This is a genomic window from Pseudomonas sp. NFACC08-1, from assembly GCF_900106735.1.
GTDB classification, from domain to species: Bacteria; Pseudomonadota; Gammaproteobacteria; order Pseudomonadales; family Pseudomonadaceae; genus Aquipseudomonas; species Aquipseudomonas fluorescens_Q.
On the sequence record NZ_FNNL01000002.1, the window covers coordinates 70,693 to 84,493 of the forward strand.

Sequence of the window (13,801 nt, forward strand, 5' to 3'; positions counted from 1 at the left end):
TTCTGATGAGTGTGCTCTTCAGTCCGATGCGGTTGCCCAATGGCGTGGAGATCCCCAACCGGATTGCCAAGGCTGCAATGGAAGAGAATCTTGCTGATCCCGACCATGCTCCTGGCGAGCAACTGATTCGTTTGTATCGTACCTGGGCCGAGGGAGGGGCCGGATTGATTATCACCGGCAATGTGATGGTGGACCGCAATGCCCTGACAGGGCCTTGTGGCGTCGTGCTTGAGAGTGACCGTCATCTGGATCGCTTTCGTCGCTGGGCCGACGCCTGTCGCAGTCATGGCGCCCAGGCCTGGATGCAGATCAATCATCCAGGCCGTCAACTCATGGCGGCCCTCGGACAGATAGCCGTTGCGCCTTCGCAGGTGGCTGTCGAGCTGCCGGGTCTGGGCAAGCTGTTTGCCAAACCAAGAGCACTCGATTGCGTCGAAATCGAAGCGTTGATCCAACGCTATGTGCGTTCCGCCGAACTGGCCGAGCAGGCGGGATTCACCGGAGTCCAGATCCATGCTGCTCACGGCTACCTGTTCAGCCAGTTCCTCTCGCCGCTCTCCAATCGCCGCTCGGATCATTGGGGAGGCAGCCTTGAAAACCGAGCTCGGATCCTGTTGCGCACCGTTGAGGGCGTACGCACCAGAGTGGGTGCGTCGTTCTGCGTGTCAGTCAAGCTCAACTCGGCGGACTTCCAGCGAGGTGGTTTCGACAGTGAGGACGCCGCGCAAGTGTTGGCCATGCTGAAAGATCTGGGTGTCGATCTAGTCGAGTTGTCCGGTGGAAGCTACGAAAGCCCCGCCATGCAGGGGCGCGCGCGTGACGGCAGTTCTCTCGCCCGGGAGGCGTACTTCCTTGAGTTCGCCGAGCGTATTGCGACCAAGGCGACGATGCCGCTGATGGTGACTGGCGGGATTCGACGCCGCGGTGTAGCGGAGCGCGTAGTGGCGGGACGTGTAGCTATGGTGGGCATGGCGACGGCATTGGCCATCGACCCTACTTTGCCAAGGCAGTGGCGACAGGGAGGTGATCAGAGCGTGGCACCGGTTACCGTATCCTGGAAGAACAAGGCCTATGCTTCCGCCGCCATTCAGGCCATAGTCAAGAAACAACTCGCGCTGCTCGGTAGCGGGCGGCCAGCCGACCCTAAAGCTTCGCCGTTGCTGGCATTGCTGGGCAGCCAATTGAAGACTCGCCGGCAATCGCGAGCCTACAGGCGCTGGCTAGCCAGGGCTGACTAAGTCTGGCTGATGCCGACACCTCGTGTCGGCATCTTCGGTGAATTCAGGATTCCAAGAGTTTCAAGGTTTCCTGAACGAGTTGCTGGGCCATAGCCTGTGGACCTTCGTGCATCACAATGCGATCCGGGCGCACCACGGCCAACGAGTCTGGAGCGGCGCTGGCCAATAGTACCTGGCCGATATCCTCTACAAAATGCGTTGCGCTGGTGCTCTTCTGACCGTGCAGGCCGATCTGCAGGTAGCTGCCTCCATGCTTTTCCCATTGTTGGCAGATATCTGGCGTCAGGCTGGCGCGGGGGTCGATGCCTAATCCAATCAACACCAGATTGTCGCCTAGTACAGCATCGCTGAGAGTGATCGAACCGTCCATCTGGCGCACCAGCCCCTGTGGAAACAACCCACCACGGCGCAAGCGTCGACCTCGTCCGGCCGGCATGAACAAACCACGCTTGAAAATGTTCTTTGGCTTTATATCGAGCTCCTCGAGGTGGCGCCGCAGCGGCGGGATTAGACGCGTCAAGCGCATCAGGCCATGCACCAGCATAGCGGTGGGTGCGTTGCCCGGCATCACCAGGCGCCCCATCAGTTTGGCAAGGGCAATCATTTCCTTGGCATGGGGTCGGCGTTCTTGATCATAGCTGTCCAAAATGCCCGACCCGGCGCGCCCCTTAAGCACCCACGCCAGCTTCCAGGCCAGGTTGGCGGAGTCCCGTAGGCCAGCAACCAGGCCCTGGCCAACAAAGGGGGGAGTAATATGCGCGGCATCGCCGATCAGGAAAACCCGATCCTTCTGAAAGCGCTCGCAGCATCTGGCATGAAAGCGATAGACCGCCTTGCGCTCAATTTCCAATTGATCAGGCTTGATCCACTTTTCCAAAAGCCTGGCGATGCGTCCAGCATCTTCCATCTGCTCGCGGGTTTCCCCCCCTTTGAGCATGAACTCCCAACGCTCACGCCCTCCCGGCGCAGGCATATGGGGTGTTGGTCTGCGATGATCGCAAAGGAATTCGACATGATCGATTGCGACGTTTTCTCGTCCTCGCGTATCAACGATCAACCAATCTTCGGCGTAGCTACGACCTTGGAAGTCTTGCCCTATCAAGCTGCGGACTTTCGAACTTGCCCCATCCGCGCCAACCAGGTATCGCGCTTTTATTCGTCGGATGTGTCCGTCCTCGGCGAGCAATTCGGCTTCGACGCCTTCCGCATCCTGTATCAGGTTAAGTAGCTCCAGCCCACCGAAGCTGGTCACGTTTTCGAAGCGTTGGTACTGGTCGCGTACGGTGCGCTCCAGATCCGGCTGGTAGAAGGTCACCAGCTTTGGATGTCCATCGAGGCTACCCCTGGTGTTGGCCTGACCAAACTGGCCAACAAACGGGCAGTGCATGCGCACTTGCGCAATCACAATCTTTTCGAAAGCGCCTTCCTCCAGACCGGCCAACTGCAAAATTCGCAACGCTTCGTTGTCCAGGGCGATGGCGCGTGGCATCAGCAGTACGTCATGGGTCTTGTCAACCACCAGAGTATTGATGCCATACCGGCCTAGCAGCGCTGCAATCGAAGCGCCAACTGGGCCATTACCGACGATGAGGACATCGACTGTAGCGGGTAGGGAATGAGCGAGTGGAAGGTTCATGCCGGTCCTTTTTTATTACCCCGAGATACGGGGCCTATGTTTTCAATGGACAGAAGGATCGCGGTCATTGAGGCCTGATCCGGACAAAACTGAACACAAGTGTTCAGATTGGAGGATTATGCGACAGATGTGGTAAAAATAAAAACGAGTTGACGATAAATGAACGTTAGTGTTCAATTTGTGCGTTGGCTGGTTGAATCAAGAGGCTGTGGTACAGATGACTCCGATACAACGTCGCATCTACAACGCTGCCGCCTGTTTATTCGCCGAAAAGGGGATCACCCAGATCGGCATCAGCGATCTTGCCCGTGCCGCAGGTGTTTCGAGGGCGACCGTTCACAGCGAGGTGGGTGGGGTCGAAGACCTGTTCGAGCGGGTCGCCAGCCAGCAGGGTAGAGAGATGCAAAAGCATCTCAGCAGCAGCTTTTTAGCGCCGGAGGATCCGGCGGAGTGTCTGGCCAATTGCGTTCGGATCTTCATTTATCACGCCCACGTTGACCGGCAGTGGGGCTCTTTCATAAGTCGGTTCGCCCTGGGCGATGTATCGCTGCGTGAGCTGTTCCTAAGCCATTTTTCTATGGGTGTGCGTAGGGGATTGGAGGAGGGGCGTTATGAGTTCGGTCGGTCTCAGAGCGCCAGTGTGATTTCGTTGATCGCCGGGGCAACCCTGGGAGCGATGTTCATGGTTCGGGAAGGTGTGGATACCTGGCGAGGAGCGGGTAGCGAAACAGCTGAGCTGCTTTTGCGGGCGCTGGGGGTTTCCGAGTTGGAGGCTCGAGAGCTGGCAACCAGAAAGTTGCCTGCTTTGTCCTGCGAGGTATGAATTTTCAAAGAGTTCGCTGAGGCTCAAGTGAGCGGGGCGGCGTCGGTTTTGCTGATAAGAGTCGTGGAGAAAAACAATAATGAAACAAGGCACCCATCAGCTATGTCTCGTGACGAAGCAGCCCGCCCGCCATCCTTCCCCAACGGTGAGGGCGCGGGCGCTTGCCTATTTGATCTTTGCACGTCCTGACCTGGATCTGGCCGAGCGCTTTTTACTTGATTTCGGCTTGCAGACCGCGCATCGCGATGCTGAACGGCTCTACATGCGAGGCACTGAGGCGACTCCTTACTGTTACCGGGTGGAGCGTGCACGTCAGGCGCGCTTCATCGGCTTCGCGCTGGAGTTGTCATCACGCGAAGATCTTGAACGGGTAGCTCGGTTACCTGGTGCCTCAGAGATAGAAATGCTGGAAGGTCCCGGCGGAGGGCTGTGCGTCCGTCTGACTGATCCGTCCGGGTTTCTGGTTGAAGCGGTTCATGGCCGTCTTCCCTGTGAGCCTATTGTCCGTCGCTCTGCCTTGCCGGTGAATCTCGTGGATGTGTCCCCACGCATCAACACGACCCAACGGCCTCCAGTTGCCCCACCTGAAGTGGTCAGGCTTGGCCATATCGTGCTTGAGCTCGCCGACTACCAGGCGACATGTGCTTGGTATACGCGCCATTTTGGCTTCATTCCCAGTGACGTCCAGGTTCTTCCGGATGGGTCTCCGGTGGTGGCGTTCATGCGTCTTGATCTGGGGGATGAGCCCGCCGACCACCACACCTTGGCGCTGGCCCAGGGATTCATGGCTGCCTACAGCCATAGCGCATTCGAGTTGGTGGATGCCGATGCGGTGGGAATGGGGCAGCGAATTCTGCAGGAGCGCGGCTGGAAGCATGCCTGGGGCATTGGTCGACACATTCTCGGCAGCCAGATTTTCGACTATTGGCAAGACCCTTGGGGCAATAAGCATGAGCACTACTGCGACGGCGACCTTTTCACGTCGGACCGTCCCATGGGACTGCATAAGGTCAGTGCCGAGGCAATGTCGCAGTGGGGGCAACGGATGCCGAGGAGCTTCACAAAGCCAGCGATGAATTTGGCGAGCTTCAAGGCTCTGCTGCGCAACCTCAGATACAGCCCAGATCTAACGTGGCGAAAATTATTGTTGCTTAAGCGACTGTTCGGCTGAGGGGACTGCAATGCCTTCACTGAACCGCCGACTCCTTCTCAAGGCCGGGATCGTTCTGGGAGGGGTGAGCCTGTTGCCGCGACACAGGGCCAAAGCAGAACAACAACCGAAAATTGCCGCCAGCGTGCGGCGCCTTGTTGCACCAGGAGCTGCATCCATGTCCGTCAACGTAGTCCGCTTCGAGTATCAGAACGAAAACCTCTGGGGGGTGATACGCCAGGGGCGTATTACCCCCATTCCCGATCATTTCGAAACCACAGGTGATCTGATCCGGCAGGTCTCGCTGGAGCAACTGTCCCGCCTTCAGGGCGCTGAGGTAGAGCTAAGCCAGGTACGGCTGCTATCTCCGGTGACACGCAACCAGCAGTTCGTTTGTCAGGGGGCCAATTATCGACAGCACATGATCGAGTCGGGCATGGACCCCGATGTGAAGCTCTACAACATGATCTTCACCAAGGCCACGAGTTGCATCGTCGCGGCCGACAGCGAACTGATAAAGCCGAGGCAAGTGCGGTTCCTGGACTATGAGATCGAGCTTGGGCTCATCCTCGCCCGGGAGATCACTGGTCCTGTGAACGTTGGGGCGCACAATCTGCACGAGTATGTGGCCGGCCTGGTCATCGTTAATGATTACTCGGCCCGCGACATCCAGATTCCCCAGATGCAATTTTACAAAGGTAAGAGCTTCCGCACTTTCGGTCCGATCGGACCGCACCTGTGCTTGCTCGACGCAAAAGACATGAAATATCTGCAGCAATTGCAGTTGCGCCTAACGGTCAATGGTGAGGCTCGTCAATCCGACAGTACCGCCAACATGGTTTATGGGGCTGCGGAGACGTTGACCGAACTCTCAGTTGTGCATGATTTTTGCGCCGGCGACTTGATCGCCACGGGGACACCTGCTGGTTGCGCACTCGCGATCCCATCGCCGACGAAGCAACGCCTGGCCGCCGCATTTTTGTCTGAATCGGTGAAGTGGAAGGCGTTCTCGAAGGCCCAGGAAGCACGCAAGGATTTCTACCTCAAAGTGGGTGACGTGGTGGAGGCCACGATTCGTAGCGCCGATGGTGTGATCGATTTGGGAACCCAGCGCAATGTCGTGGTGGAGGGAGCCTGATGGCCGTCGAAAATCTCGCGGATATTGAAGCCATGGAACGGACTCCGCTCGCTGCACGGGAGCTTCCGCACAGCAGCTACACGGCCTTGCAACAGTGTGCGAAGGCCAACGGTCGCGCGCCGGCGCTCAGCTTTTTCCTCGACGCCAAGGCCTACCATCAGACCCACGATTGGACCTATGACGAGCTGTTCGCTGACATCACTCGGGCAGCCAACGTTTTTCATCAGTTGGGCATTGGGCCTCGGGATGTAGTGGCTTTCCTCTTGCCGAACCTGCCGGAAACCCACTTCACCATCTGGGGCGGGGAGGCGGCAGGCGTTGTCTTGGCAATCAATCCGCTGCTTGAGTCGGCTCAGATTGCCGAGTTGTTACGCGCAGCCACTGTGAAGGTGGTCGTGACGTTGGCCCCGACTCCCGGAGCGGACCTTTGGCAGAAAGTCTCCAGCCAGTTGCACAGTCTGCCCTGCATCGAACATATCGTTTGGGTTGGCATGGAACCCTATGTGGGCATCGTCCCCGGTGGCATTTTGCGTTGGATGGCGATGAGAGAACGGCGTCTTCATCCGGGACGAAAGATTCACGGCTTGCGCAAGTTGATGAGCAAACAGCCAGGTCACTATCTGAAAAGCGGTCGGCAAATTCATCCCGATGAGCCTTCGTCTTATTTCTGCACAGGAGGCACCACAGGACTGCCGAAGATCGCCATCCGTACCCATGGGGCGGAAGTCTTCAACGCGTGGGCAATGGCGGCCAATATGCAGCCCAGGGCAAAGGGGCAGGTGATTTTCTGTGGCTTACCCCTGTTCCATGTAAACGGCCAACTGGTGACCGGCCTGATGCCTTGGACCCACGGTGATCGAGTAATCATAGGTACTCCTCAGGGATATCGCGGCGAGGGTTTGATCAAGCACTTCTGGGATTTGGTCGAGCATTTCGGTATCAATTTCTTTTCTGGTGTGCCCACTGTGTTTTCGGCGCTTCTCCAGCAGTCGGTCGAGGGGCGCGATCTTTCCAGCCTGCAATACGCATTGTGCGGCGCGGCGCCTATGCCGGTGGAGTTGTTCCGCCAGTTCGAGGAGCGAATAGGTGTTCGGATTCTTGAGGGCTACGGTCTGACCGAGGGCGCCTGTGTGTCTTCCATCAACCCAGCGGACGGCGAGCGCCGGGTTGGCTCCATTGGTCTGCGCCTGCCGTACCAACATATGCGTGCTGTGGTTCTGGACGATGACGGACAGTACGTGCGTAACGCAGGGGATGATGAAGTAGGTGTTATCGCGATTCATGGCCCTAATGTATTCGCCGGCTATTTGGATGACAGCCACAACAAAAGTATTTGGCTCACCATCGAGGGTAAACGATGGTTAAACACCGGGGACCTTGGGCGTCAGGACGCGCAGGGGTATTTCTGGCTGACCGGGCGTAAGAAGGAATTGATTATTCGCGGTGGCCACAACATTGACCCGAAACAGATTGAAGAAGCCTTGCAGACCCACCCGGCGGTGGCGCTTTCAGCGGCTATAGGTTGTCCAGACGCCCACGCGGGTGAAGTCCCCGTCGCTTATGTGCAACTCAAGCCCGGGATGCTATGCACCCATGAGGAACTTATCGAATTCGCCTCAAGGACCATTAACGAGCGCGCGGCATTGCCGAAGCGTATCGAGATTATGGACGCCTTGCCGCTAACACCTGTCGGTAAGATTTTCAAGCCGGCCCTGTTACAGCGCGAAATTGCCTGGGTTATTCAGCAAGAATCTGAACTGGCAGGTATTTCGGGTGTTTCGGTCGACATGCAACAAGACAGTCGTCGAGGACTCGTCGCGCATATACAGGCTGGGAGTTTCCGCCCGCGACTAGAGGAACGGCTTGGAAAATTCACGTTTCCGATCGAGTGGGTCCAGTGATTTAAGTTTTTTGGAGCAGTTATCTAGGGAGGATGCCGTGTAGATACACCCGTAGTTCTCACCTGTATTAGTGCGAATGCCGAGAGATAATAACAATGATAAATAACCGCTCTACTCGTCTGCCCATCGTGCTGGGCATATGTGGCTTTATGCCAATTTCTGCACATGCTGTGTCATTCAAAATAGGCGAAATTGAAGGGCAGTTCGACTCTTCTCTTTCTGTAGGGGCAAGTTGGTCCACCCAGTCTCCTGACAAAGATCTCTGGGGGGGTAGCGGGGATGATGGACGCCGAAATTTCGATTCTGGTGAAACTTTTTCCAAGGTCTTCAAGGGGATCCATGATCTGGAGCTGAAGTACGGCGATAGCGGCATATTCATGCGTGGCAAGTATTGGTACGACTTTGAATTGAAAGATGAAAGCCGGCCTTTCAAGGATATTGAGGAAAGTGGTCGTGATCCAATGGCTAAAGCTTCTGGCGCGCAGCTTTTAGATGCCTTCTTGTACCACAACTATATGTTAATGGATGACCTCGCAGGTACCGTCAGAATCGGCAGGCAGGTCGTTAACTGGGGAGAAAGCACCTTTATCCGCGGTGGCATCAATTCGATGAACACCATTGACGTTTCTGCGCTTCGCCAACCGGGTGCCGAGGTTAAGGAAGGCTTGATTCCGGTCAATATGATTTACCTGTCGCAAACGTTGAGCGAAGAATTCAGCATGGACATGTTCTATCAGCTGGATTGGGAGAAGACCGTTGTCGAGAACTGTGGCACCTTTTTCTCGCAGAACGACTTCGTGGCAGATGGATGCGGAGGAGCCACAGTCGGACCGGTGCTCGATCAAAACGCATTTGCGCAACAGGCTCTCAGCCCCTTCGGAATCAACCTGACAGGCGAAGGTGTCGAGATCAAGCGGGCGAAAAACAATGAGCCTCGGGACGATGGTCAGTGGGGTGTCGCCCTTCATTGGTTTTCATCAGCATTGGATACAGAGTTTGGTGCGTATGCGGCTAACTACCACAGTCGCCAACCCTACGTCAGTTCAATCTCCAGCCCCAACACTACGAACCTGGCTTTTGCCCCGCAGCTTTGCTCCAACCTGGGCATTCCTGCTGGTGGTTGCGCCGGCTTTCTATCTAGCGCGGCTGGCAGGCAACTGGTCTCGGCCTACCGCTTGGGAACGTCTCAATATTACGTAGACTATCCAGAGGACATCCGCCTCTATGGGCTCAGCTTCAGCACGATGCTGAGTACAGGGACAACTCTTTCAGGAGAGGTAAGCTACCGACCGAATTTGCCTCTACAACTTAACTCACCTGACCTGACGGCAGCTGCCGTAGGTAATCCCGCTACTACCCCCATCTACTCCTCGGGGGCTTATTCGATAAGAGATGGCGCACCCTCCAATGGTTATCAGCGCAAGGAGGTAACTCAGGCACAGGTTACTGGTGTTCATCTGTTTGAAAGCGTCATGGGGGCAAGCCGGATGACGTTGGTGGGAGAGGTCGGCGTGACTCATGTGGGCGGGCTGGAAGGGCGAGGAGGCCTACGCTATGGCAGAGCATCGGTATTCGGCCAAGGAGAGCTGTATCCCGATAACGCTCTATGCCGCGGTGAGTACTGCAACAATTCTGGTTTTGTAACCACCACCTCTTGGGGTTATCGCGCCCGTGCAATCTGGGAATACGACAACCTGATTCCCGCTGTCCAGTTACGCCCAAGTCTGGCCTGGTCGCATGACGTCGACGGCTATGGCCCCGAGCCGGGATTTGGTGAGGGATCTAAGGCCGTCAGCGTGGGATTGGATGCAACCTATCGAAGTGCTTACAACGCCAGTCTCTCCTACACAAACTATTTCGGCGGCGATTACAACATGAGCGCCGACCGTGACTTCGTCGCCCTTAGCTTTGGCGTTACCTTCTGAGGACTCCCCATGAAAAATTTATCGATCTCCCTTTCGGGCATAGCCCTGGCGCTTGTTGCTTTGGGTCTTCACGCGGCGGTGCCTGCGGATCAGGCAGCAAGGTTAGAGAGTAGCTTGACTCCGGTAGGCGCTGAGCGCTCCGGGAACCAGAACGGCAGTATCCCTTCTTGGAACGGTGGTCTGAAGGGCAAGGCCGGGACCGTCGATGCGTTTGGGCATCTCAGTGATCCGTTCGCATCGGAGTCGCCTTTGTTTACCATCACAGCGAAGAATGCCGAACAGTATCGGGATAAGCTGAGCGAGGGCCAGTTGGCCCTGTTCAAGCGCTACCCGAACTCCTTCCAGATGCCCGTGTACCCCACCCACCGTACCGCAAGCGTTCCAGAGTCGGTTGCACAATCGATCAGGCAGAACGCCATATCCGCTTCGTTGATGGAGGGGGGGAATGGCCTGCAAGGGTTTTCGACGGCGATTCCTTTTCCCATTCCTCAGAATGGCATCGAGGTCGTGTGGAACCATATTGCGCGTTATCGGGGAGGTAGTGTTCAGCGAACCATTATGCAGACGGCTCCGCTTGTCGACGGAAGTTACGTGCCTGTTACGATGAGCCAGTGGTTCACCTACCGTGACCATGTCAAAGATTTCGATCCTGCAAATCCGGGCAACGTGCTTTTTTACTACATGCAAGCGATCACCTCGCCGGCACGCCTATCGGGTAACGTACTTCTAGTACACGAGACCCTCGACCAAGTGAAAGAGCCTCGCAAAGCATGGATTTATACGGCAGGCCAGCGCCGGGTGCGCCGGGCGCCCCAGGTGGCCTATGACGGCCCCTCGCCTGGCGCGGAGGGGCAGCGAGTAGCTGACAATACCGACATGTACAATGGCTCGCCAGATCGCTATGAGTGGAAGCTGATAGGCAAGCAAGAGTTGTATATCCCTTACAATGCCTACAAGCTTCAATCCCCTGAATTAAAATACGACGAAATCATCAAGCCCGGCCATATCAATTCGAATCTGACCCGCTACGAACTCCACCGTGTATGGGTCGTTGAGGCGGACTTGAAGGAAGGTGAGCGGCATGTCTACGCCAAGCGAAAGTTGTACATCGACGAGGATAGCTGGCAAATAGTAGTTGCTGAACATTACGACGCGCGGGGGGACTTGTGGAGGGTCGGCGAAGGATTCATCACCCAGGTATACGACAAGCAGATCCCTTGGTTGAGTGTTGAAGCGCTTTATGACCTGCACAACGGCCGTTACGTGGTTTCCGGTTTACGCAACGAAGAGCGCTCGCCGATGGAATTCGGCACCGTTTCTTCCTCTTCGGATTACACGCCCTCAGCATTGCGCAAGGTTGGCATCCGTTAATCCATTGTCTGGTTAACGGTACACGCACAAGGTCCTGCCATCTGTGGATGGATTTCTCCGGGTGGCAGGCATACTGCTAGGGCAAGCACCTTTAGAAGAGCGCGACGTATGCATTGGACAGAAAAGTGGGATGCCGAGCTGTGTGGTTAAGCGTCCTGCGCTGGATACGCTCAGGTGCTTTTATCTTGATTTTAGCCTTCCTCTGCACAAGCTCGGAAAGCGCCCACAGCGGTGGACTTCCTCCGGCATTGGCGACAGAGCGCGAAGGATATGCTCCCGCTGATAGCTGCACGGGCTGTCACGCCACACAGGCGGAGCAATGGAATGCGTCGGACCACGGCTGGGCGATGCGCGATGCCACTCTTGGCAATGTGTTGGGTAAATTCGATGACGTCGTCTTCGAGGAGGGGGGAGTCCAAGCCCGCTTTTTTCGCAAAGGCCAGGACTACTTCGTAAATATCGAAGGCGAAGATGGGCTACCGGAAGATTTTCCTATTCGCTACACCTTCGGTTTCTACCCTCTACAGCAGTATTTGGTTGCCTTTCCCGGCGGTCGCTTGCAGGCGCTAACCGTCGCTTGGGATAGCCGTTCAAGAGAAGAAGGGGGACAGCGCTGGTTTTCTCTCTATCCGGGGCAACGCTTTACGCCTAACGACCCTTTGCACTGGACTGGTCGCTATCAAAACTGGAATGCCATGTGCGCGGATTGTCATTCAACCCGCCTGCTCAAAGGCTATAACGAGCAGCAAGACAGTTTTGCCAGCACCTGGCAAGAGCAGAGTGTGGGTTGCCAGGGATGTCATGGGCCAGGGCAGACTCATGTTGATTGGATGCAACGCAAACAAACTTCGGGACAGGACACTTCGATCAGTGGCCTTGGACTGCAGGTGAATTTCAAATCGATGGACGGGCGCGAGCAGGTTGAGCAATGTGCCTTCTGCCATAGCCGTCGCCAGACGCTGGGTGTTGGGCAATTGCCCGGCTATCCACAATTGCATCAGAGCCTGCCAGTCACCTTAGGCGCTGATATGTACCACGCTGATGGGCAGATTCGGAGCGAAGTGTACGAGTACGGTTCCTTCACCCAGAGTAAGATGTATGCCGCCGGAGTGGCGTGCACGGACTGTCATGACCCACATACCACCAAGGTTCGGCTAGAAGGAAACGCTCTCTGCCTCCAATGCCATAATGCTCGCCCTCCTGCCAGCAGATTTTCAACGCTCAAAGCAGGGGACTACGACAGCGAATCCCATCATCACCACCCGTCGGGCTCACCAGGAGCCCAATGTGTCAACTGCCATATGCCAGCGACTATCTACATGTCTGTGGACCTCCGGCGTGACCATGCTGTTCGGATTCCTCGCCCTGATCTAAACCGCAAGACAGGCAGTCCCGACGCTTGTACGGCTTGCCACCAGGGCCGCTCTCCGGAGTGGGCGGCCGGTGCCGTTGAGAACTGGTTCGGTGAACCCCGGCGCCCAGCTCAATATGGGGAAGTGTTTCGTGACGTCCACGAAGGAAATATCAACGCCCTGAGTATGCTAGGGGAGGTCATTCGAGATAAGAGCAATCCCCCCATTGTCCGGGCCACCGCCGTGCAGCAGATAGCGGAAATTGGCGCGGTGGCGCTCCCGAATATGGCTGAGGCCCTTAAGGACGAAGCTGCGCTCGTCAGAGCTTATGCGGCTTCAGGCTTTGCTGGCATGCCACCTACAGAGCGTGTGAGATCCCTCCTGCCGCTGATCAGCGATTCTGCGTTGGCAGTGCGTGACGAAGCGGTACGTGCGCTATCAGATCTGCCTATGGCGCAAATCCCAGAAGCACAGAGAGATCGATTCAGGTCCCTGTTGGCGGACTATGAGCGTCGGTTGCGTGGTAACGCGGATCTGCCTGGAGGGCGCTTCAATCTGGCAGAACTCCTATCCCGTCAAGGGAATGCTGATGAGGCAATGAATGAATATCGCCAGGCATTGAAGTTGGATCCGTATTTTTCCCCTGCGCGGATCAAGCTTGTAACCCTCGTTAATACACATCATCGTCAGGATGAGGCTGAGCGATTACTGCGCGAAGGCTTAAGTCTGGAGAAGATGCCAGTCACTGATCATGGCAATTTGGCGTACATGCTTGCCCTGCTGCTCGTGGAAAAAGGAAGCGAAAGGGAGGCGCTTCTCTGGATGGAGAAGGCTGCCTCGGCGATGCCCGAGAGTCCGCGCATTCGTTACAACCAAGCGCTCTTGCTTTCAAGTATGCATCGTCGCGGCGAGGCTATTGGAGTGTTGCATGAGGGACTGAAACGATCGCCGAATGATCCCGATCTGCTCTACGCGCTGATTTATTTGTATCTCAAGCAGGGCGAGAGGACCCACGCCGTCGAATACATCAGGCATATGCGAGACGTAGCCCCAGATGATCCCCGCTTAAAGAGTTTAGAGTCTTATGGGCGGTGATTTCGAGCAGTGTCCCGAAAAGTGGTGATAAGCGTCCAGCCAATACACTTTTCCTGCTGCGTTGCTGAGAAGCCGGATACATCCGTATTACCTGAGAAACCATCGAACAAGGGGGCCAAGCCCTGCGGAGATCGTTGAGGAAAGGACGTTGCCCTCTCAAGGGCGAAAATCC

9 protein-coding genes are annotated in these 13,801 nt (G+C 56.3%); 8 read left to right on the forward strand and 1 reads right to left on the reverse strand.

Going from position 1 to position 13,801, the window contains the following annotated elements:
* Positions 1–5: 5 nt before the first annotated feature.
* Complete coding sequence (locus BLU76_RS04170; RefSeq protein ID WP_092148045.1) at positions 6–1,238, forward strand: NADH:flavin oxidoreductase/NADH oxidase family protein; 1,233 nt, start codon at positions 6–8, stop codon at positions 1,236–1,238.
* A gap of 43 nt (positions 1,239–1,281) precedes the next feature.
* Here the strand turns inward: BLU76_RS04170 and BLU76_RS04175 are convergent, their stop codons facing one another.
* A complete protein-coding gene (locus BLU76_RS04175; protein ID WP_092148042.1) occupies positions 1,282–2,874 on the reverse strand; it encodes a bifunctional 3-(3-hydroxy-phenyl)propionate/3-hydroxycinnamic acid hydroxylase in 1,593 nt (530 codons plus the stop codon).
* 169 nt (positions 2,875–3,043) lie between these two features.
* On the opposite strand from BLU76_RS04175, the gene BLU76_RS04180 reads away from it, so the two are divergent.
* The 7 genes from BLU76_RS04180 to BLU76_RS04210 all read left to right on the forward strand — a co-directional run bounded on the left by BLU76_RS04180 (position 3,044) and on the right by BLU76_RS04210 (position 13,629).
* Positions 3,044–3,697: a TetR/AcrR family transcriptional regulator gene (locus BLU76_RS04180; RefSeq protein ID WP_371856968.1), complete on the forward strand. Its 654-nt coding sequence runs from the start codon at positions 3,044–3,046 to the stop codon at positions 3,695–3,697.
* Between the two features lie 79 nt (positions 3,698–3,776).
* Positions 3,777–4,868 (forward strand): VOC family protein, encoded by a 1,092-nt coding sequence (locus BLU76_RS04185; protein WP_092148039.1) that lies wholly within the window; start codon positions 3,777–3,779, stop codon positions 4,866–4,868.
* Between the two features lie 157 nt (positions 4,869–5,025).
* Positions 5,026–5,985 carry a fumarylacetoacetate hydrolase family protein gene (locus BLU76_RS04190; RefSeq protein ID WP_092148036.1) on the forward strand — a complete coding sequence of 320 codons (960 nt, stop codon included), beginning with the start codon at positions 5,026–5,028 and terminating at the stop codon, positions 5,983–5,985.
* Positions 5,985–7,886, forward strand: a complete 1,902-nt coding sequence (locus BLU76_RS04195) for an acyl-CoA synthetase (protein ID WP_092221597.1) — start codon at positions 5,985–5,987, stop codon at positions 7,884–7,886. The genes BLU76_RS04190 and BLU76_RS04195 overlap by 1 nt, the downstream gene beginning before the upstream one ends.
* 95 nt (positions 7,887–7,981) lie before the next feature.
* On the forward strand, positions 7,982–9,811 hold the full coding sequence (locus BLU76_RS04200; RefSeq protein ID WP_371856967.1) for a DUF1302 domain-containing protein: 1,830 nt from the start codon (positions 7,982–7,984) through the stop codon (positions 9,809–9,811).
* Positions 9,812–9,820: 9 nt separating this feature from the next.
* Positions 9,821–11,182 carry a DUF1329 domain-containing protein gene (locus BLU76_RS04205; protein WP_092148030.1) on the forward strand — a complete coding sequence of 454 codons (1,362 nt, stop codon included), beginning with the start codon at positions 9,821–9,823 and terminating at the stop codon, positions 11,180–11,182.
* A gap of 185 nt (positions 11,183–11,367) precedes the next feature.
* Positions 11,368–13,629 carry a tetratricopeptide repeat protein gene (locus BLU76_RS04210; protein ID WP_256572630.1) on the forward strand — a complete coding sequence of 754 codons (2,262 nt, stop codon included), beginning with the start codon at positions 11,368–11,370 and terminating at the stop codon, positions 13,627–13,629.
* The last annotated feature ends 172 nt before the right edge of the window (positions 13,630–13,801 follow it).

What these genes read in the sequence shown, in the direction of transcription:
- BLU76_RS04170 (WP_092148045.1), top strand. Translation starts at nt 6, where the DNA reads ATGAGTGTGCTCTTCAGTCCGATGCGGTTGCCCAATGGCGTGGAGATC.
- BLU76_RS04175 (WP_092148042.1), bottom strand. Translation starts at nt 2,874, where the DNA reads ATGAACCTTCCACTCGCTCATTCCCTACCCGCTACAGTCGATGTCCTC.
- BLU76_RS04185 (WP_092148039.1), top strand. Translation starts at nt 3,777, where the DNA reads ATGAAACAAGGCACCCATCAGCTATGTCTCGTGACGAAGCAGCCCGCC.
- BLU76_RS04190 (WP_092148036.1), top strand. Translation starts at nt 5,026, where the DNA reads ATGTCCGTCAACGTAGTCCGCTTCGAGTATCAGAACGAAAACCTCTGG.
- BLU76_RS04195 (WP_092221597.1), top strand. Translation starts at nt 5,985, where the DNA reads ATGGCCGTCGAAAATCTCGCGGATATTGAAGCCATGGAACGGACTCCG.
- BLU76_RS04200 (WP_371856967.1), top strand. Translation starts at nt 7,982, where the DNA reads ATGATAAATAACCGCTCTACTCGTCTGCCCATCGTGCTGGGCATATGT.
- BLU76_RS04205 (WP_092148030.1), top strand. Translation starts at nt 9,821, where the DNA reads ATGAAAAATTTATCGATCTCCCTTTCGGGCATAGCCCTGGCGCTTGTT.